Source organism: Streptomyces sp. R28 (assembly GCF_041052385.1).
GTDB lineage: Bacteria > Actinomycetota > Actinomycetes > Streptomycetales > Streptomycetaceae > Streptomyces.
The window spans coordinates 9,686,063-9,699,838 of record NZ_CP163439.1; the positions used below are offsets into that span (position 1 = coordinate 9,686,063).

General features: G+C 71.2%; 12 protein-coding genes and 1 pseudogene. 10 read left to right on the forward strand and 3 right to left on the reverse strand.

Annotation, left to right across the window (positions count from 1 at the left end; all coding sequences use genetic code 11):
• The first annotated feature begins 68 nt into the window (after positions 1–68).
• The 3 genes from panD to AB5J49_RS42505 all read left to right on the forward strand — a co-directional run bounded on the left by panD (position 69) and on the right by AB5J49_RS42505 (position 1,544).
• Complete coding sequence (panD, locus tag AB5J49_RS42495) at positions 69–491, forward strand: aspartate 1-decarboxylase (RefSeq protein ID WP_369174217.1); 423 nt, start codon at positions 69–71, stop codon at positions 489–491.
• Between the two features lie 76 nt (positions 492–567).
• Positions 568–912 carry a GNAT family N-acetyltransferase gene (locus AB5J49_RS42500; protein ID WP_369174218.1) on the forward strand — a complete coding sequence of 115 codons (345 nt, stop codon included), beginning with the start codon at positions 568–570 and terminating at the stop codon, positions 910–912.
• A complete protein-coding gene (locus AB5J49_RS42505) occupies positions 912–1,544 on the forward strand; it encodes an aspartate/glutamate racemase family protein (protein WP_369174219.1) in 633 nt (210 codons plus the stop codon). The genes AB5J49_RS42500 and AB5J49_RS42505 overlap by 1 nt, the downstream gene beginning before the upstream one ends.
• A 549-nt stretch (positions 1,545–2,093) precedes the next feature.
• On the opposite strand, the gene gndA is transcribed toward AB5J49_RS42505, so the two are convergent.
• Positions 2,094–3,533, reverse strand: coding sequence for an NADP-dependent phosphogluconate dehydrogenase (gene gndA, locus AB5J49_RS42510; protein WP_369174220.1), 1,440 nt, complete (start codon positions 3,531–3,533; stop codon positions 2,094–2,096).
• A 293-nt stretch (positions 3,534–3,826) separates the two neighbouring features.
• Here gndA and AB5J49_RS42515 point away from each other — a divergent pair, with 293 nt between their 5' ends.
• On the forward strand, positions 3,827–5,002 hold the full coding sequence (locus tag AB5J49_RS42515) for a transglycosylase family protein (RefSeq protein WP_369174221.1): 1,176 nt from the start codon (positions 3,827–3,829) through the stop codon (positions 5,000–5,002).
• Here the strand turns inward: AB5J49_RS42515 and AB5J49_RS42520 are convergent.
• On the reverse strand, positions 4,992–6,146 hold the full coding sequence (locus AB5J49_RS42520) for a DMT family transporter (RefSeq protein WP_369174222.1): 1,155 nt from the start codon (positions 6,144–6,146) through the stop codon (positions 4,992–4,994). The genes AB5J49_RS42515 and AB5J49_RS42520 overlap by 11 nt on opposite strands.
• Before the next feature lie 210 nt (positions 6,147–6,356).
• Between AB5J49_RS42520 and AB5J49_RS42525 the strand changes: the two genes are divergently transcribed.
• The 4 genes and pseudogenes from AB5J49_RS42525 to AB5J49_RS42540 all read left to right on the forward strand — a co-directional run bounded on the left by AB5J49_RS42525 (position 6,357) and on the right by AB5J49_RS42540 (position 10,448).
• Positions 6,357–7,112, forward strand: a complete 756-nt coding sequence (locus tag AB5J49_RS42525) for a (2Fe-2S)-binding protein (RefSeq protein ID WP_369174223.1) — start codon at positions 6,357–6,359, stop codon at positions 7,110–7,112.
• Positions 7,113–7,153: 41 nt separating this feature from the next.
• Entirely contained in the window at positions 7,154–8,314 is a 1,161-nt protein-coding gene (gene glgA, locus AB5J49_RS42530; protein WP_369174224.1) for a glycogen synthase, read from the forward strand.
• Between the two features lie 51 nt (positions 8,315–8,365).
• On the forward strand, positions 8,366–9,586 hold the full coding sequence (gene glgC, locus AB5J49_RS42535; protein ID WP_369174225.1) for a glucose-1-phosphate adenylyltransferase: 1,221 nt from the start codon (positions 8,366–8,368) through the stop codon (positions 9,584–9,586).
• Positions 9,587–9,630: 44 nt separating this feature from the next.
• Positions 9,631–10,448 (forward strand): annotated as a pseudogene (locus AB5J49_RS42540) (IS5 family transposase).
• A gap of 108 nt (positions 10,449–10,556) precedes the next feature.
• Here the strand turns inward: AB5J49_RS42540 and AB5J49_RS42545 are convergent.
• A complete protein-coding gene (locus AB5J49_RS42545; RefSeq protein WP_369174226.1) occupies positions 10,557–11,483 on the reverse strand; it encodes a DMT family transporter in 927 nt (308 codons plus the stop codon).
• 77 nt (positions 11,484–11,560) lie between these two features.
• On the opposite strand from AB5J49_RS42545, the gene AB5J49_RS42550 reads away from it, so the two are divergent.
• Together AB5J49_RS42550 and AB5J49_RS42555 are read left to right on the forward strand one after the other, a co-directional pair.
• Positions 11,561–12,172 carry a TetR/AcrR family transcriptional regulator gene (locus tag AB5J49_RS42550; RefSeq protein ID WP_369174227.1) on the forward strand — a complete coding sequence of 204 codons (612 nt, stop codon included), beginning with the start codon at positions 11,561–11,563 and terminating at the stop codon, positions 12,170–12,172.
• A 258-nt stretch (positions 12,173–12,430) separates the two neighbouring features.
• Positions 12,431–13,768 carry a wax ester/triacylglycerol synthase family O-acyltransferase gene (locus AB5J49_RS42555; protein ID WP_369174228.1) on the forward strand — a complete coding sequence of 446 codons (1,338 nt, stop codon included), beginning with the start codon at positions 12,431–12,433 and terminating at the stop codon, positions 13,766–13,768.
• Positions 13,769–13,776: the final 8 nt, after the last annotated feature.

The following is a 13,776-nucleotide window of genomic DNA, read 5'->3' on the forward strand; positions in this document are numbered from 1 at the left end:
CCATGTACAGTGTTGGGCGCCCCTGACCTGCAGAAAGCTGGCGGGGAGCCGTCTTTCAGGAGTCCAAAGTGCTGCGTACTCTGTTCAAGTCCAAGATCCACCGCGCCACCGTCACCCAGGCCGACCTGCACTACGTGGGTTCGGTGACCATCGACGCGGACCTGCTCGATGCAGCCGACCTACTGCCCGGCGAGCTCGTCCACATCGTGGACATCACCAACGGCGCCCGCCTGGAGACCTACGTCATCGAGGGCGAGCGCGGCTCGGGGGTCGTCGGGATCAACGGTGCCGCCGCTCATCTCGTCCACCCCGGCGACCTGGTGATCATCATCAGCTACGCTCAGATGACCGACGCCGAGGCGCGGGAGTTCGAGCCGCGGGTCGTGCATGTGGACGGCGCCAACCGGATCGTGGCGCTGGGCGCCGACCCGTCCGAGCCGGTGCCTGGCTCCGACCAGGAGCGCAGCCCGCAGGCCGTCCCGACGGCCTGACGCCCCGAAGTCTCAGACGTCACGCGTCTTCGGACGTCACGCATCTTCAGACGGAAGACGGACCCAGGAGCGCGCCATGAGCGACATCGAGATCCGCGACGACCGGCCGGCCGGACGCCTGGAGGCGCTCCAGGGTGACGAAGTGGTCGGCCGCATCGAGTACTTCGTCCTCGAATCCCCGGCGCGCGCCCTCGTCCCCGTCCACACCATCGTGGAGCCGGCCCACGAGGGGAAGGGCATCGCGGGCTCCCTGGCGCGCGAGCTGTACGGCACGGCGGCGCGCGAGGGAGTCGTCGTCGCGCCGCTGTGCCCGTACGTCGTGAAGTGGGCCGAGCGCCACCCCGACGAGGCCCCGGTGACCGACCCGGGGCTGCTGGAGGCGGCGCAGGACTGGCTGCGGGCACACCCGGGGAGGTTCTGATGCTCGCCCTTCTGCACACCTCGCCCTTGCACGTCCCCGTCTTCGAGGCACTGCGCGACGAAGACCATCCGGGCCTGGAAATGCGGCACTTCGTCGACGAGGAGCTGCTGGCCCGGGCCCGCCGGGAGGGCCCCGAAGCCGTCGTGGACGATGTCCGGGACGCGCTGCGGAAGGCCGACGGTGCGCGGGCCGTGCTGTGCACCTGCTCGACCATCGGCGGCATCGCGGAGGAGGCCCCCGCCGAGGCCGGGGTGCCGGTGCTGCGCGTGGACCGTCCGATGGCGGCCGCCGCGGTGGCCGAGGGGGCCCGTGCCGTGGTCCTGGCCACGGTGGAGAGCACGCTCGGTCCGACGGTGTCCTTGATCGAGGAGGAGGCCCGCCGTGCGGGGCGCCCCGTCGCCGTGCGGACCCGCCTCGTCGAGGGCGCGTGGGAGCGCTTCGAGGCGGGGGACGTCGACGGTTGCGCCCGCCTGGTGGCATCCGCGGCGGACGAGGTCACGGACGCCGACGCGATCGTCCTCGCCCAGGTCTCCCTCGCCCGGGCCCAGCGGCTGGCCACGACAACGGTGCCCGTACTGTCCAGCCCCCGCCCGGGGCTGGCGGCGGGAGCTCAGGCTCTGTACCAGCGGTAGGCCCACCTGGGCGCCCGCAGTGACGCGGGTGAGTGACTGGCGGCGCGGCCGTCGGGTACGCGGGGGAGTAGTCCAGAGCCGACCCGCACCGATTGGCTGGAGGACGCCATGACGAACCCCTACCAGGACCCCGTCCACCCGGACCCCGTCCACCCGGACCCGACGCCGGGCCCGGAGCCGCCGAAGCCACACCCGGTCCCGACCCCGGAGCCGCCGCCGACCCCCGAACCACCTCCGACGCCCGGCCCGCCTCCGACCCCGGGGCCACCGCCTACACCGGGGCCGTCTCCGACGCCGGGCCCGCCCCCCGTGCCGGGGCCGCCCCCGCCCGCACCGTCACCGCCGAGCCCGACCCCGCCCCCGGAGCCCTCCCCGTCCCCGATCCCCCCGGGACCGGAGCCGGTACCGAATCCTGAGCCAGGTCCACCGCTGACCTGACCGCAGCCACCACCGCCAAGGGCGTGGGGCTGTGCCGATATGCGGCTCCGCCGCATACGTGCGACCAGTCCCCACGCCCCCGCGGTCGCGATACGACCGACTGCCGAGTGCTCAGCCGGCCACCTCCGACCGGTCCCCGCCCCACAGCGTGTGGAACGAGCCCTCCCGGTCGGTCCGCCGGTACGTGTGCGCCCCGAAGAAGTCCCGCTGCCCCTGGGTGAGCGCCGCAGGCAGCCGCTCGGCGCGCAGAGCGTCGTAGTAGGCGAGGGCCGCCGCGAAGCCCGGCGTCGGAACGCCCTGGCGGGTCGCCGCGATGATCACCTCACGCCAGTCGTCCTGCGCCGCGGCGATCTCCTGCGCGAACGTGTCGTCGGACAGCAGGCTCGGCAGGTCGGGCCGGGCGTCGTACGCCGCGCGGATCCGGTCCAGGAACGCCGCGCGGATGATGCAGCCGCCGCGCCAGATGGCCGAGACGGCGCCCAGGTCGATGTCCCAGTCGTACTCCGCGCGAGCCGCGTCGATCTCGTGGAAGCCCTGCGTGTACGACACGATCTTGGACGCGTACAGCGCCTGCTCCACCCGGTCGGCGAACGCCCCCGCCTCCGCCTCGCTCAGCGGCGACGCCTTGGGCCCGGCCAGCCCGCGGGACGCGTCCCGCAGCGCCGCGTGCCCGGACAGGGAGCGGGCGAAGACGGCCTCCGCGATCCCGGACACGGGCACGCCCAGGTCCAGTGCGATCTGCACGGTCCACCGCCCCGTGCCCTTCTGCTCCGCCTGGTCGACCACCACGTCCACGAACGGCTTGCCCGTCGCCGCGTCCACGTGCGACAGCACCTCGGCCGTGATCTCGATCAGGTAGGAGTCCAGCCGACCCGTGTTCCAGGTCCGGAAGATCTCCGCGATCTGCGCCGGCTCGTACCCGGCGACGTCCCGCAGCAGCTGGTAGGCCTCGCCGATGAGCTGCATGTCGGCATACTCGATGCCGTTGTGGACCATCTTCACGAAGTGCCCGGCACCGTCCGGACCGACGTGCGTCACACAGGGCGCCCCGTCCGCCGCCTTCGCCGAGATCTTCTCCAGCATGGGGCCGAGAGAGTCGTACGACTCCTTCGGGCCACCCGGCATGATGCTGGGCCCGTGCAGCGCGCCCTCCTCGCCACCCGAGACGCCCATGCCGACGAAGTGGATGCCCTGCTCGCGCAGATCGCGCTCGCGGCGCCGGGTGTCGGCGAAGTGCGCGTTGCCACCGTCGATGATCATGTCACCGGGCTCCAGGAGCGGGGCGAACTCCTGGATCACCGCGTCGGTCGGCTCACCGGCCTTGACCATGATGACCAGGCGCCGCGGCCGCTCCAGCGCCGCCACGAACTCCTTGGCGGTCTCGGCCGCGATGAACTCGCCCTCGCTCCCGAACTCCTCCACCAGCGACCGCGTACGCGCCGGCGTCCGGTTGTGCACCGCGACCGTATAGCCGTTGCGGGCGAAGTTGCGGGCGAGATTGCGGCCCATGACCGCGAGACCCGTGACGCCGATCTGCGCCGAAGTGCTCATGCGTTGGCTCCTAGTGACCTCGATATATCAGCGGTGCCGGTCATGCCCGCCAGTATTGCCCCATCGTCCATCCTGACGTGCCGGTACTCCGACCGCACATCCGGGTGGCGCTATGTCGCGCAGGCAGATACGCACAGAAGGCCCCGGCGCACTCAGCCGCACCGGGCGCCCGGCAACGTGCGCCGATTCCTCGCCACTTGGCGTGAACAGGCGGCTGAATTGCCGTCTTGTCATGGCCTGTTCGCAGCGCTTACTTTTGCCCCTCCTGACGCATGTCAATGGGGGGCTCCGTCATGGCCGTACGCGGTCGGCACCGCCGATACCAGCCGAACAGGATCAATCGCGCCTCACTCACCGTCACCGCGGGCGGTGCCGGGATGGCGCTCCCGCTCATCGGCGCGGGTGCCGCGCAGGCGGCCGACGTGGACACCTGGAACAAGGTCGCCGCGTGCGAGTCGACCAGCCGGTGGCACGTCAACACCGGCAACGGCTTCTACGGCGGACTGCAGTTCGCCCAGTCGACGTGGGAGGCGTACGGCGGCACGCGGTACGCGGCGCGGGCGGATCTGGCCAGCAAGGACCAGCAGATCGCCGTCGCGGAGAAGGTGCTGGACGGCCAGGGGCCGGGCGCCTGGCCGCTGTGCTCGGTACGGGCCGGGCTGACCCCGGGCGGCGACGGCGGCGACACTCCCGACATCCACCCCGCCGGCACCACCACCAAGAAGACCTCGGTCCAGGACGTCCAGCCGCAGACCACGCCCCAGTCGCGGGCCGGCACGGCCGAGATGTACACCGTCGTGCGCGGCGACACACTCTCGGGGATCGCCGAGTCGGAGAAGGTCAAGGGCGGTTGGCGGGGGCTGTACGCCGCGAACCGGACGGCCATCGGCGCGGATCCGGACCTGATCCTGCCCGGTCAGCGGCTCGCGGTGCGCGGCAAGGCCGCCCCGACCACGACCAGACCGGCCTCCCCCGCCACGTCCTCGCCCGAGAAGACCTCTTCGGGCCGGCAATCCGCCGACCGCGAAGCCGCCGGCCGGGAGAAGCAGTCCGCCACGGTCAGTCGCTCGCTGGTAGCCCCGGTGGGCTCCCCCACGGGCACTCCGTACCGCAAGGCCGGTTCGTCCTGGTCGAAGGGCTACCACACCGGCGTCGACTTCCCCGTCCCGACCGGTACGTCCGTGAAGTCCGTCGGGGCCGGCCAGGTGGTCGAAGCGGGGTGGGGCGGCTCCTTCGGCTACCAGGTGGTGATCCGGCACACCGACGGCCGCTACAGCCAGTACGCCCACCTCTCGGCCATCTCCGTGAAGGCCGGGCAGTCGGTCGGAGCCGGCCAGCGCATCGGCCGCTCCGGGTCCACGGGCAACAGCACGGGCCCGCATCTGCACTTCGAGGTGCGGACGGGGCCCGGTTTCGGCGCGGACATCGACCCGGTGGCCTATCTCCGGGCCGGTGGCGTCAGGATTTGACGCGGATGCGGTGCCGGTCGATGACGGGCGTCGGGACGTACGGGCCCCCGTAGAAGGGGCCGTAGAGGTTCGGGGGGTTGCCCTCGGGGTGCGGCGGCTCGCCGCCCTCGTAGGCGCCCTCCGCGACCTGGGTCGATATGAGGATGCCCTCGATCCGGTCCGGTACGAGGGGCTCCTCCACGCCGGGTACGAGGATCTCCTCGCGCGGCATCGTCCCGGCCTGCTCCGGTACGCCCGCGAGCAGTTCCTCGGCGTGCACCGGAACCACGGCCGGCAGCGTCGGCTCGGGCAGGACCCGCTCGGCCCCCGCCTCCGTACGCGCGATCCGCTCCGTCGTCAGCAGGATCAGGCCACCCGCCGCCACCACGCCGCAGCCCAGGGCGAGCAGGGTGCCCGTGGTGCCGTAGCGGAAGGTTTCGCCGAACATCGTGATGCCGACCGCGGCCGCCACGACGGGGTTCACGACCGTCAGGGTGGCCAGCGGCGCCGCGAGGCCCGCGCCTCGGTAGGCGGCCTGGGACAGACACAGACCGGCCGTGGCGAAGACGCCTATCGTGGCCAGGGTCGGCAGGTCGGCCGCGGACACCCCGCCGTTCCAGTCGACCGCGACGACCTTCGTGAACACCGAGGACATGCCGAAGGCTATGCCGGAGCCGGTCGCGAGCAGCATGCTGCGCACCGCCGGGTGGCGGTGGGCCGCCCGGCCCGCGATCATCAGCGTCACGACGAGGCCGCCGGTCACCAGAGCCACGCCCACCCGCTCGGCCGTGGCCAGCGACCGCGACTCGGAGGAGCCGACCAGGGACAGCAGCCCGGCGAGACCCACGGTCGCCATGATCGCGCCCCGCCAGGCCGTCGACCCGGCCTTGCGGCCCACGAACAGCGCCGCCATCGGCAGCGCGAACACGATCGTCAGGGCACCGAGCGGCTGCACCAGGCTCAGCGGACCGAAAGCAAGCGCCACCACGTGCAGCAGACCGCCGAGGCCGTTCAGCGCGATCGCCGCCCACCAGCCGGGCCGGCGCATCGGCGCGAACTGCTGACCCGGGGAGGACACCGCGACACGCTCCTGTACGATCGCCCCGCCCGCGTACGCGACCGCGGAGATGAGCGACAGGAGCACGGACAACGCGAGGGCGCTCATGAGCTGCTCCTCTGCGTGAGGCGGGGACGGTGACCCCGGCGCGGCGATCGGTCGGCTTCCATAATCAACACGATGCCTCGAAAAGCTCTTCCCGTCGTCGTACCAGAGCACGCACTGTGTCGTACTGCCGATGGAGTATTACGGCGGCGGTCTCATCCCCAAGGCGGGTGACCCGGGGTGGAGACCCCCAGGTGATAACCCCGACGGGCCTTGGTACTACTGCTCTTCGTGGACCTCGACCCCGATCTCGCCGCGCTCCGCCCGCTCGGCGGCTTCTTCGTACTACGCACCACAGGGGCAGCACTTCAGCCACTGGCGACCCTGGCGCAGGCGTACGCGGAACCCCCGTCGGCCCCCCAGGGAAATCCCCTCGGCTTCCGCGTCCGGAAAGTCGCCAACGCCCTGCGCGCCCCCGAGCTGCGGATCGCCGCCTCCGTGGCCCAGCAGGGACTCGCGGCCCGCCTGTGGTCGGTGACGCTCGGCTGCGCCGCCCTGTACGGCAGCGTCCCCGACCTCGACCCGCGCTTGCTGCACTGGGACCCCGACGGCAGCGCCCCCGACGACCTGTGGCTCACCGAGGTGCGCTCGCTCCCGGCGGATCCCGCGACCCTCGCCGACGTCGTCGTGCACGGCCACCTTCAGCCACTGACCGCCGCCGTGCGTGCCCGGTACCCCGTCGCGGAGGGCCTGCTGTGGGGCAACGCCGGATCCGCCCTCGCGGGAGCGGCCCGGCAACTGGACCAGTGGGCGCGCACCGGCGGCCGTACCCAGACCGCCGCCCGGGCCCGCGCCCTGACCGCCGAACTCCTCGGTCACCCCCTCCTCGCCGGCACCGGCACCCTCACCGGAACCGCGTTCCGGCGCCGCAGTTGCTGCCTCTACTACCGCGTGCCGGGCGGCGGCGTGTGCGGTGACTGTTGCTTCACACGACCCCCGCGCTCTTCCCCACGCGCCCCATCTGGGTGACCATGAAAGGGCAACCAGCCGCTGAGAACAGGGGGTTCCGGGTGCGTGTGGGACTACTGACCCGGGAGTACCCGCCGGATGTGTACGGCGGCGCGGGCGTCCATGTCGAGTTCCTGGCCCGGGAGTTGAGGGATCTCGTCGACCTTGAGGTGCACTGCTGGGGCGAAGGCCGAGGGGTGGGCGTGCAACGCCACCGCCCCTGGTCCGCGCTGGACACCGCCAACGACGCGCTGCGCACCTTCTCGGTGGACCTCGCCATGGCCGCCGGCCTCCAGGGCCGCGAACTCGTCCACTCCCACACCTGGTACGCCAACCTCGCCGGCCACTTCGGCAAGCTCCTGTACGGCATCCCGCATGTGATGACCGCCCACTCGCTGGAGCCCCTGCGCCCCTGGAAGGCTGAGCAACTCGGCGGCGGATACGCCCTGTCGAGCTGGGCCGAGCGCACCGCGATCGAGACCCCCGACGCGGTCGTCGCCGTCTCCGGGGCCATGCGCGAGGACATCCTCAGCTGCTATCCGACGCTGGACCCGGCCAAGGTCCACCTCGTCCACAACGGCATCGACACCGCCCTTTACCGGCCCGACCACCGCACCGACGTCCTCGCGCGCTTCGGCCTCGACGCCGACCGCCCGTACGTGCTGTTCGTCGGCCGCATCACCCGCCAGAAGGGCGTGCCCCATCTGCTGCGCGCGGTACGTGACATCGACCCCGCCGCGCAGGTCGTCCTGTGCGCAGGCGCGCCCGACACCCCCGAGATCGACCAGGAGTTCCGCGACCTCTATCAGGAGCTCAGCCGGGTCCGCGAGGGCGTGCACTGGATCCCGCAGATGCTGCCACGCCCGGAAGTGATCCAACTCCTCACGCACGCCGCCGTGTTCGTCTGCCCCTCGGTGTACGAGCCCCTCGGCATCGTCAACCTGGAGGCGATGGCCTGCGGAACTCCCGTGGTGGCCTCGCAGGTCGGCGGCATTCCCGAGGTCGTCGACGACGGCAAGACGGGCCTGCTCGTCCCGCTGGACGACGACTCCGAGGCTTTCGAGGCCGGCCTTGCGCGGGCGCTGGACTCGGTGATCGGCGACCCGGAGACGGCCCGCCGGATGGGCGAGGCCGGACGGGAGCGCGCGGTGGGGGAGTTCGGCTGGGACGCGGTGGCGCGGCGGACGGTGCGGCTCTACGGGGAGATCCTCAAACAGGCTTAGCGCGCGCTGCACAGGGGCAGGCTGGCATCAACCACGGTGAGGGGAGCGGCCATGCGTCGTGGCGGACCTTCGGTGCTCGGAATCGTACTCGCGGGCGGAGAAGGCAAGCGCCTGATGCCCTTGACCGCGGACCGCGCGAAACCCGCGGTCACCTTCGGCGGAACGTATCGCCTGGTCGACTTCGTCCTGTCCAACCTCGTCAACGCCGACATCCTGCGCATCTGCGTCCTCACGCAGTACAAGTCGCATTCGCTGGACCGGCACATCACCACGACCTGGCGCATGTCCAGCCTGCTCGGCAACTACGTCACGCCCGTCCCGGCACAGCAGCGTCTCGGCCCGCGCTGGTACCTGGGCAGCGCGGACGCGATCCTGCAGTCCCTGAACCTGATCTACGACGAACGCCCCGAGTACGTCGCGGTGTTCGGCGCCGATCACGTGTACCGCATGGACCCGCGTCAGATGCTCGCCCAGCACATCGAGGGCGGCGCGGGCGTGACGGTGGCGGGCATCCGCGTACCACGGAGCGAGTCGTCGTCCTTCGGTGTGATCAGCCCCGGCTCGGACGGTCTGAGCGTGGACCGCTTCCTGGAGAAGCCCGCCGACCCGCCCGGCCTCCCGGACGACCCGGAGACCGTCTTCGCCTCGATGGGCAACTACCTCTTCACCACCAAGACACTCGTCGAGGCGCTCCAGCGGGACGCCGAGGACGAGAACTCCGTGCACGACATGGGCGGTTCGATCCTGCCCCAGCTCACCGAACGGGGCGAGGCCCAGCTGTACGACTTCAGTGCCAACCACGTCCCCGGCGAGACCAACCGTGACCGGGGCTACTGGCGGGACGTCGGCACCCTGGACGCGTACTACGACGCCCACATGGACCTGATCGCCGAGCGCCCCGCCTTCAACCTCTACAACCGCAGCTGGCCCATCTACACCCACTCGGGCCAGCTCTCCCCGGCCCGCTTCAACGCGGGCGGCATGGCCAGCGAGTCCATCATCAGCGCCGGATGCCTGATCCGCGGCCAGGTCACCCGGTCCGTGCTGTCACCGGGAGTGGTCGTCGACCCCGGGGCCGTGGTGCAGGGAGCGGTGCTGCACGACAACGTACGCATCGGGCGGGGCGCGGTGGTACGAGGCGCCGTACTCGACAAGAACGTCGAGGTGCCCCCGGGCGCGACGATCGGCGTCAACCCGGAACGGGACGCGGAGCTGTACACCGTGTCCAAGGGCGGGGTGATCGCGCTGGGGAAGGGGCAGCGGGTGTCCTAGGCGGTGTCTTCAAATGATCTTGAGTGGTGGATCATGGTCGGGTGATACGTCGACATGAACTGTCGGATGCCGAATGGGAGTTCGTCCGGCCGCTACTGCCCGCCTCGTTGCGGGGCAGGAAGCGGCTGGACGACCGCACCGTGCTCAACGGGATCGTGTGGAAGTTCCGTACGGGGACGGCTTGGCGGGACGTGCCCGAGCGGTACGGTCCGTGGGCCACGCTGCACACCCGGTTTCGCCGGTGGGCCCTGGACGGCACGTTCGAGCGGATGCTCCAGGCCGCCCAGGCGAGGGCGGACGCGACCGGAGACATCGACTGGCTCGTGTCGATCGACTCAACCGTGGTCCGTGCCCACCAGCACGCTGCCGGGGCCCGAAAAGGGGGCTCGGCAGCCCCGGACTCGGTCGGTCCCGAGGCGGCCTGACCAGCAAGATTCACCTGGCATGCGATGCCCTGGGACGACCGCTCGCCTTCACCGTCACAGGCGGGAACACCAACGACTGCACCCAGTTCACCGCCGTGATGGACGCGATACGGGTGCCCCGCCTCGGGCCGGGACGGCCCCGTGTCCGGCCCGACCACGTCATCGGCGACAAGGGCTACAGCTCCAAAGCGATCCGGGCCTGGCTCAGGCGGCGGGGTGTCGGCCATACCATCCCGGAACGTTCCGACCAGATCCGCAACCGGCTCCGGCGCGGCCACCGCGGCGGGCGCCCGCCCGCCTTCGACAAGCGGCGCAACGTGGTCGAACGCTGCTTCAACCGCTTGAAGCAGTGGCGAGGCATCGCCACCCGCTACGAGAAGACCGCCGAGTCCTACCAAGCAGCCGTCACCCTCGCATCGCTCCTGATGTGGGCGTGACATTTGAAGACACCCCCTAGCGGGCCGGGCACGGCGACATCCTCGTCGGCGGTGGTGTCGTAATGCAGCGGGCGGCCAACGGACTCGGGACAGCCCTCGTGGCTCTCGTCACGGACGACTGGAACAAGACGTCCTTCTGACCTCGATCGTTCGCGCGCACATCCTGGTGGATGAGGCGTCACCGCGATGGACGATGACGACCGCTGCCAGGCCGACGGCCAGGCCGAGGGCGGTCTGTGCGCCGAACGGTTCGCCGAACATGAGGGCTCCCCACACTGCCGTGACCGGGGCCATGAGGAACATGAGGGTGTTGACCTCGGTGACTCCGGAGCGCCTCAGGATGAGCCAGTACAGCCCGTACCCGCCGAACGTCGACAAGGCCACGAGCCAGGTGATCGCGGACCAGAACGAGAGCTCGGCGGGCGGCTTCGCGGCTCCGGCGCTCACGGCCAACGCGGTGAAGACGACCGCACTGGTGGCGCAGTGGACGGTCATCGACACCACGGGCGCGACGCTCGTGCGGGAGCGGCTTTCGAAGAACGTGGCCGCCACCAGCGCGCACATGCCGAGGAAGGGAATGAGATAGGCCCACCAGGCCGCCCCGGTGCCGGCCGCCGCATCGGCCAGGGTGACCACGGCGACGCCGCTCACCCCCAGGCACAGGCCCACCCACTGCCTGCGCGAGACGTACTGACGCAACAGCGGTCCGGCAAGTGCCCCCGCGACGAGGGGCTGGACGCCGTCGATCAGGGCGGTGGTGCCGCTGGAGACCCCGAGTTGGATCGCGTAGTAGACGGTGAGCAGATAGCCGCTCTGCGACAGCACGCCGATCACGGCCTGCCGGCCCACATCCCGCATCGTGAGGCCCCGCCACGATGTTCTGGAGACGACGGCGACGACGACCAGCACGACGGCCAGCGGCAGGAACCGCCACATCAGGATCGTGACCGCAGCCGCACTGCCCGCGCCGAGCTTGGCCCCGATGAACCCGGAACTCCAGCAGAGCACGAAGGCGATCGAGAGCAGGAAGTTCATGTCTTGCCCTCCATTGGCGCTCGACTATACAGATCGGTATACCCCTCCGACTATACAGATCGGTATACTGCCGAGATATGGGCACTGCCGAAACGCCGCGACGCATCACGATGACGCCTGCCGCACGGCGCGTCCTGGAGGCCGCCGCGAGGCTGTTCTACGAGCGCGGCATCCATGCCGTCGGAGTGGACCTGATCGCCGCCGAGGCCGGGGTGACGAAGAAGACCCTCTACGACCGCTTCGGCTCCAAGGAGCAGATCGTCGTGGAGTACCTCGCGGACCGTGACGAACGCTGGCGTGCCTTCCTGGCCCAGCACCTCGAAGCCGCCCGGCCGGCCTCGGCGGCATCGCGCGTGGCAGCCGTCTTCGACGCCGCACGCGCGTGGTCGGCGGAGTACAGCTCCAAGGGGTGCAGCATGGTCAACGCTCACGCCGAGATCAGCGACCCCGCCCACCCGGCCTACCCGATCATCAGCGGGCAAAAGCAGTGGATGCTCGCCCTGTTCACCGACCTCGCCAGGGAGATCACCCCGGACGGGGCCGACTGTCTGGGCCGGACGCTCATGCTGCTCCACGAAGGAGCGCTCGTCGCCCATGGCCTGAACAGCTTCGCGGACCCCGTCGGTCATGCCCGCGAGCAGGCGCAGGCGCTCCTCGTCGCTACTGAGGCCTCCGCGGGGAAGCGTTGAACGTGCTGACACTCGGACGCGGCGCCGCTGAGGGTGGCTCGCGAGGTGCTCGTCGTGACGCCTCCCGGGTGACTCCCACGGGATGCCCGGCGCCGCAACCTGTGTTGAAGTGACCTCATATGCACCATGAGTCCCGCCCCTTTCGTATGGGGTGGGACTTAATCTGCTGTTAACTGAGCGTAGCTTGATCGTACTTGACCGTAATCGCTTCAGGGCGATTGACTTCTGATTCACCCGTCGTCGACGCGAGGCAAGCCATTGACTTCTGACCCGCTCGCCCCTCTCGACCTGGCGTTCTGGAACATCGAGTCCGCCGAACACCCCATGCACCTGGGCGCGCTCGGTGTGTTCACGGCGCACTCGCCCACCGCCGGCGCCCATGCTGCCGACCTGCTCGCCGCCCGCGCCGCCGCCGTCCCGGGACTGCGGATGCGCATCCGCGACGCCTGGCAGCCGCTGGATCTCCTCCAGCCGTTCTCGTTCGGTGGCGCGGCCCGCGAGCCCGCTCCCGACTTCGACCCCATGGACCACGTCCGGCTGCACGCCCCGACCGGCGACTTCCAGGCGGTGGCGGGCCGACTCATGGAGCGCCCGCTGGAGCGCGGCCGGCCGCCGTGGGAGGCGCATGTGCTGCCGGGGGAGGACGGCGTGTCCTTCGCCGTGCTGTTCAAGTTCCACCACGCCCTCGCCGACGGGCTGAGGGCACTGACCCTCGCCGCCGCCGTCCTGGACCCGATGGACCTGCCCGCGCGCAGGCCTCGCCCCGAGGAGCCCCGGCGCGGTCTCCTCCCGGATGTGCGCAAGCTGCCCGCGCTGCTGCGCGGCGCCGTGTCCGACGTGGGCCGGGCCCTCGACATCGGGGCCTCCGTCGCCGTGTCCACCTTGGACGTGCGCTCGTCGTCCGCGCTGACTGCGGAGTCGAGCGGCACCCGCCGTACCGCCGGAGTCGTGGTCGACATCGACGACGTGCACGTGATCCGCAAGGCCGTCGGCGGCACCGTCAACGACGTTCTCATCGCGGTCGTCGCGGGCGCCTTGCGCCGCTGGCTCGACGAACGCGGCGACGGCAGCGAGGGCGTCGCGCCCCGCGCCCTGATTCCCGTCTCCAAGCGTCGGCCGCGCACCGCGCACCCACAGGGCAACCGGCTCTCCGGCTACTTGATACGGCTTCCGGTCGACGACCCCGACCCACTGCGCCGCCTCGCCACGGTCCGTACCGCGATGGACCGCAACAAGGACGCCGGCCCCAACCGGGGCGCGGGCGCCGTCGCCCTGCTCGCCGACCACGTGCCGGCGCTCGGGCACCGGCTCGGCGGGCCGCTGGTCGGCCAGGCCGCCCGGCTCTGGTTCGACATCCTGGTCACCAGCGTGCCGCTGCCCGGCATCGGCCTGAAGCTCGGCGGCCACCCCGTCACCGAGGTCTACCCCTTCGCCCCGCTGGCGCGCGGGCAGTCCCTCGCGGTGGCCGTCTCGACGTACCGCGGACGCGTCCACTACGGACTCGTCGCCGACGCCGAGGCCGTACCGGACCTCGATGTCCTCGCCCGGGCCGTGTCCGAGGAGGTCGCGGAGCTGATCACCGCCTGCGGTCCCTGAGGCCTCCT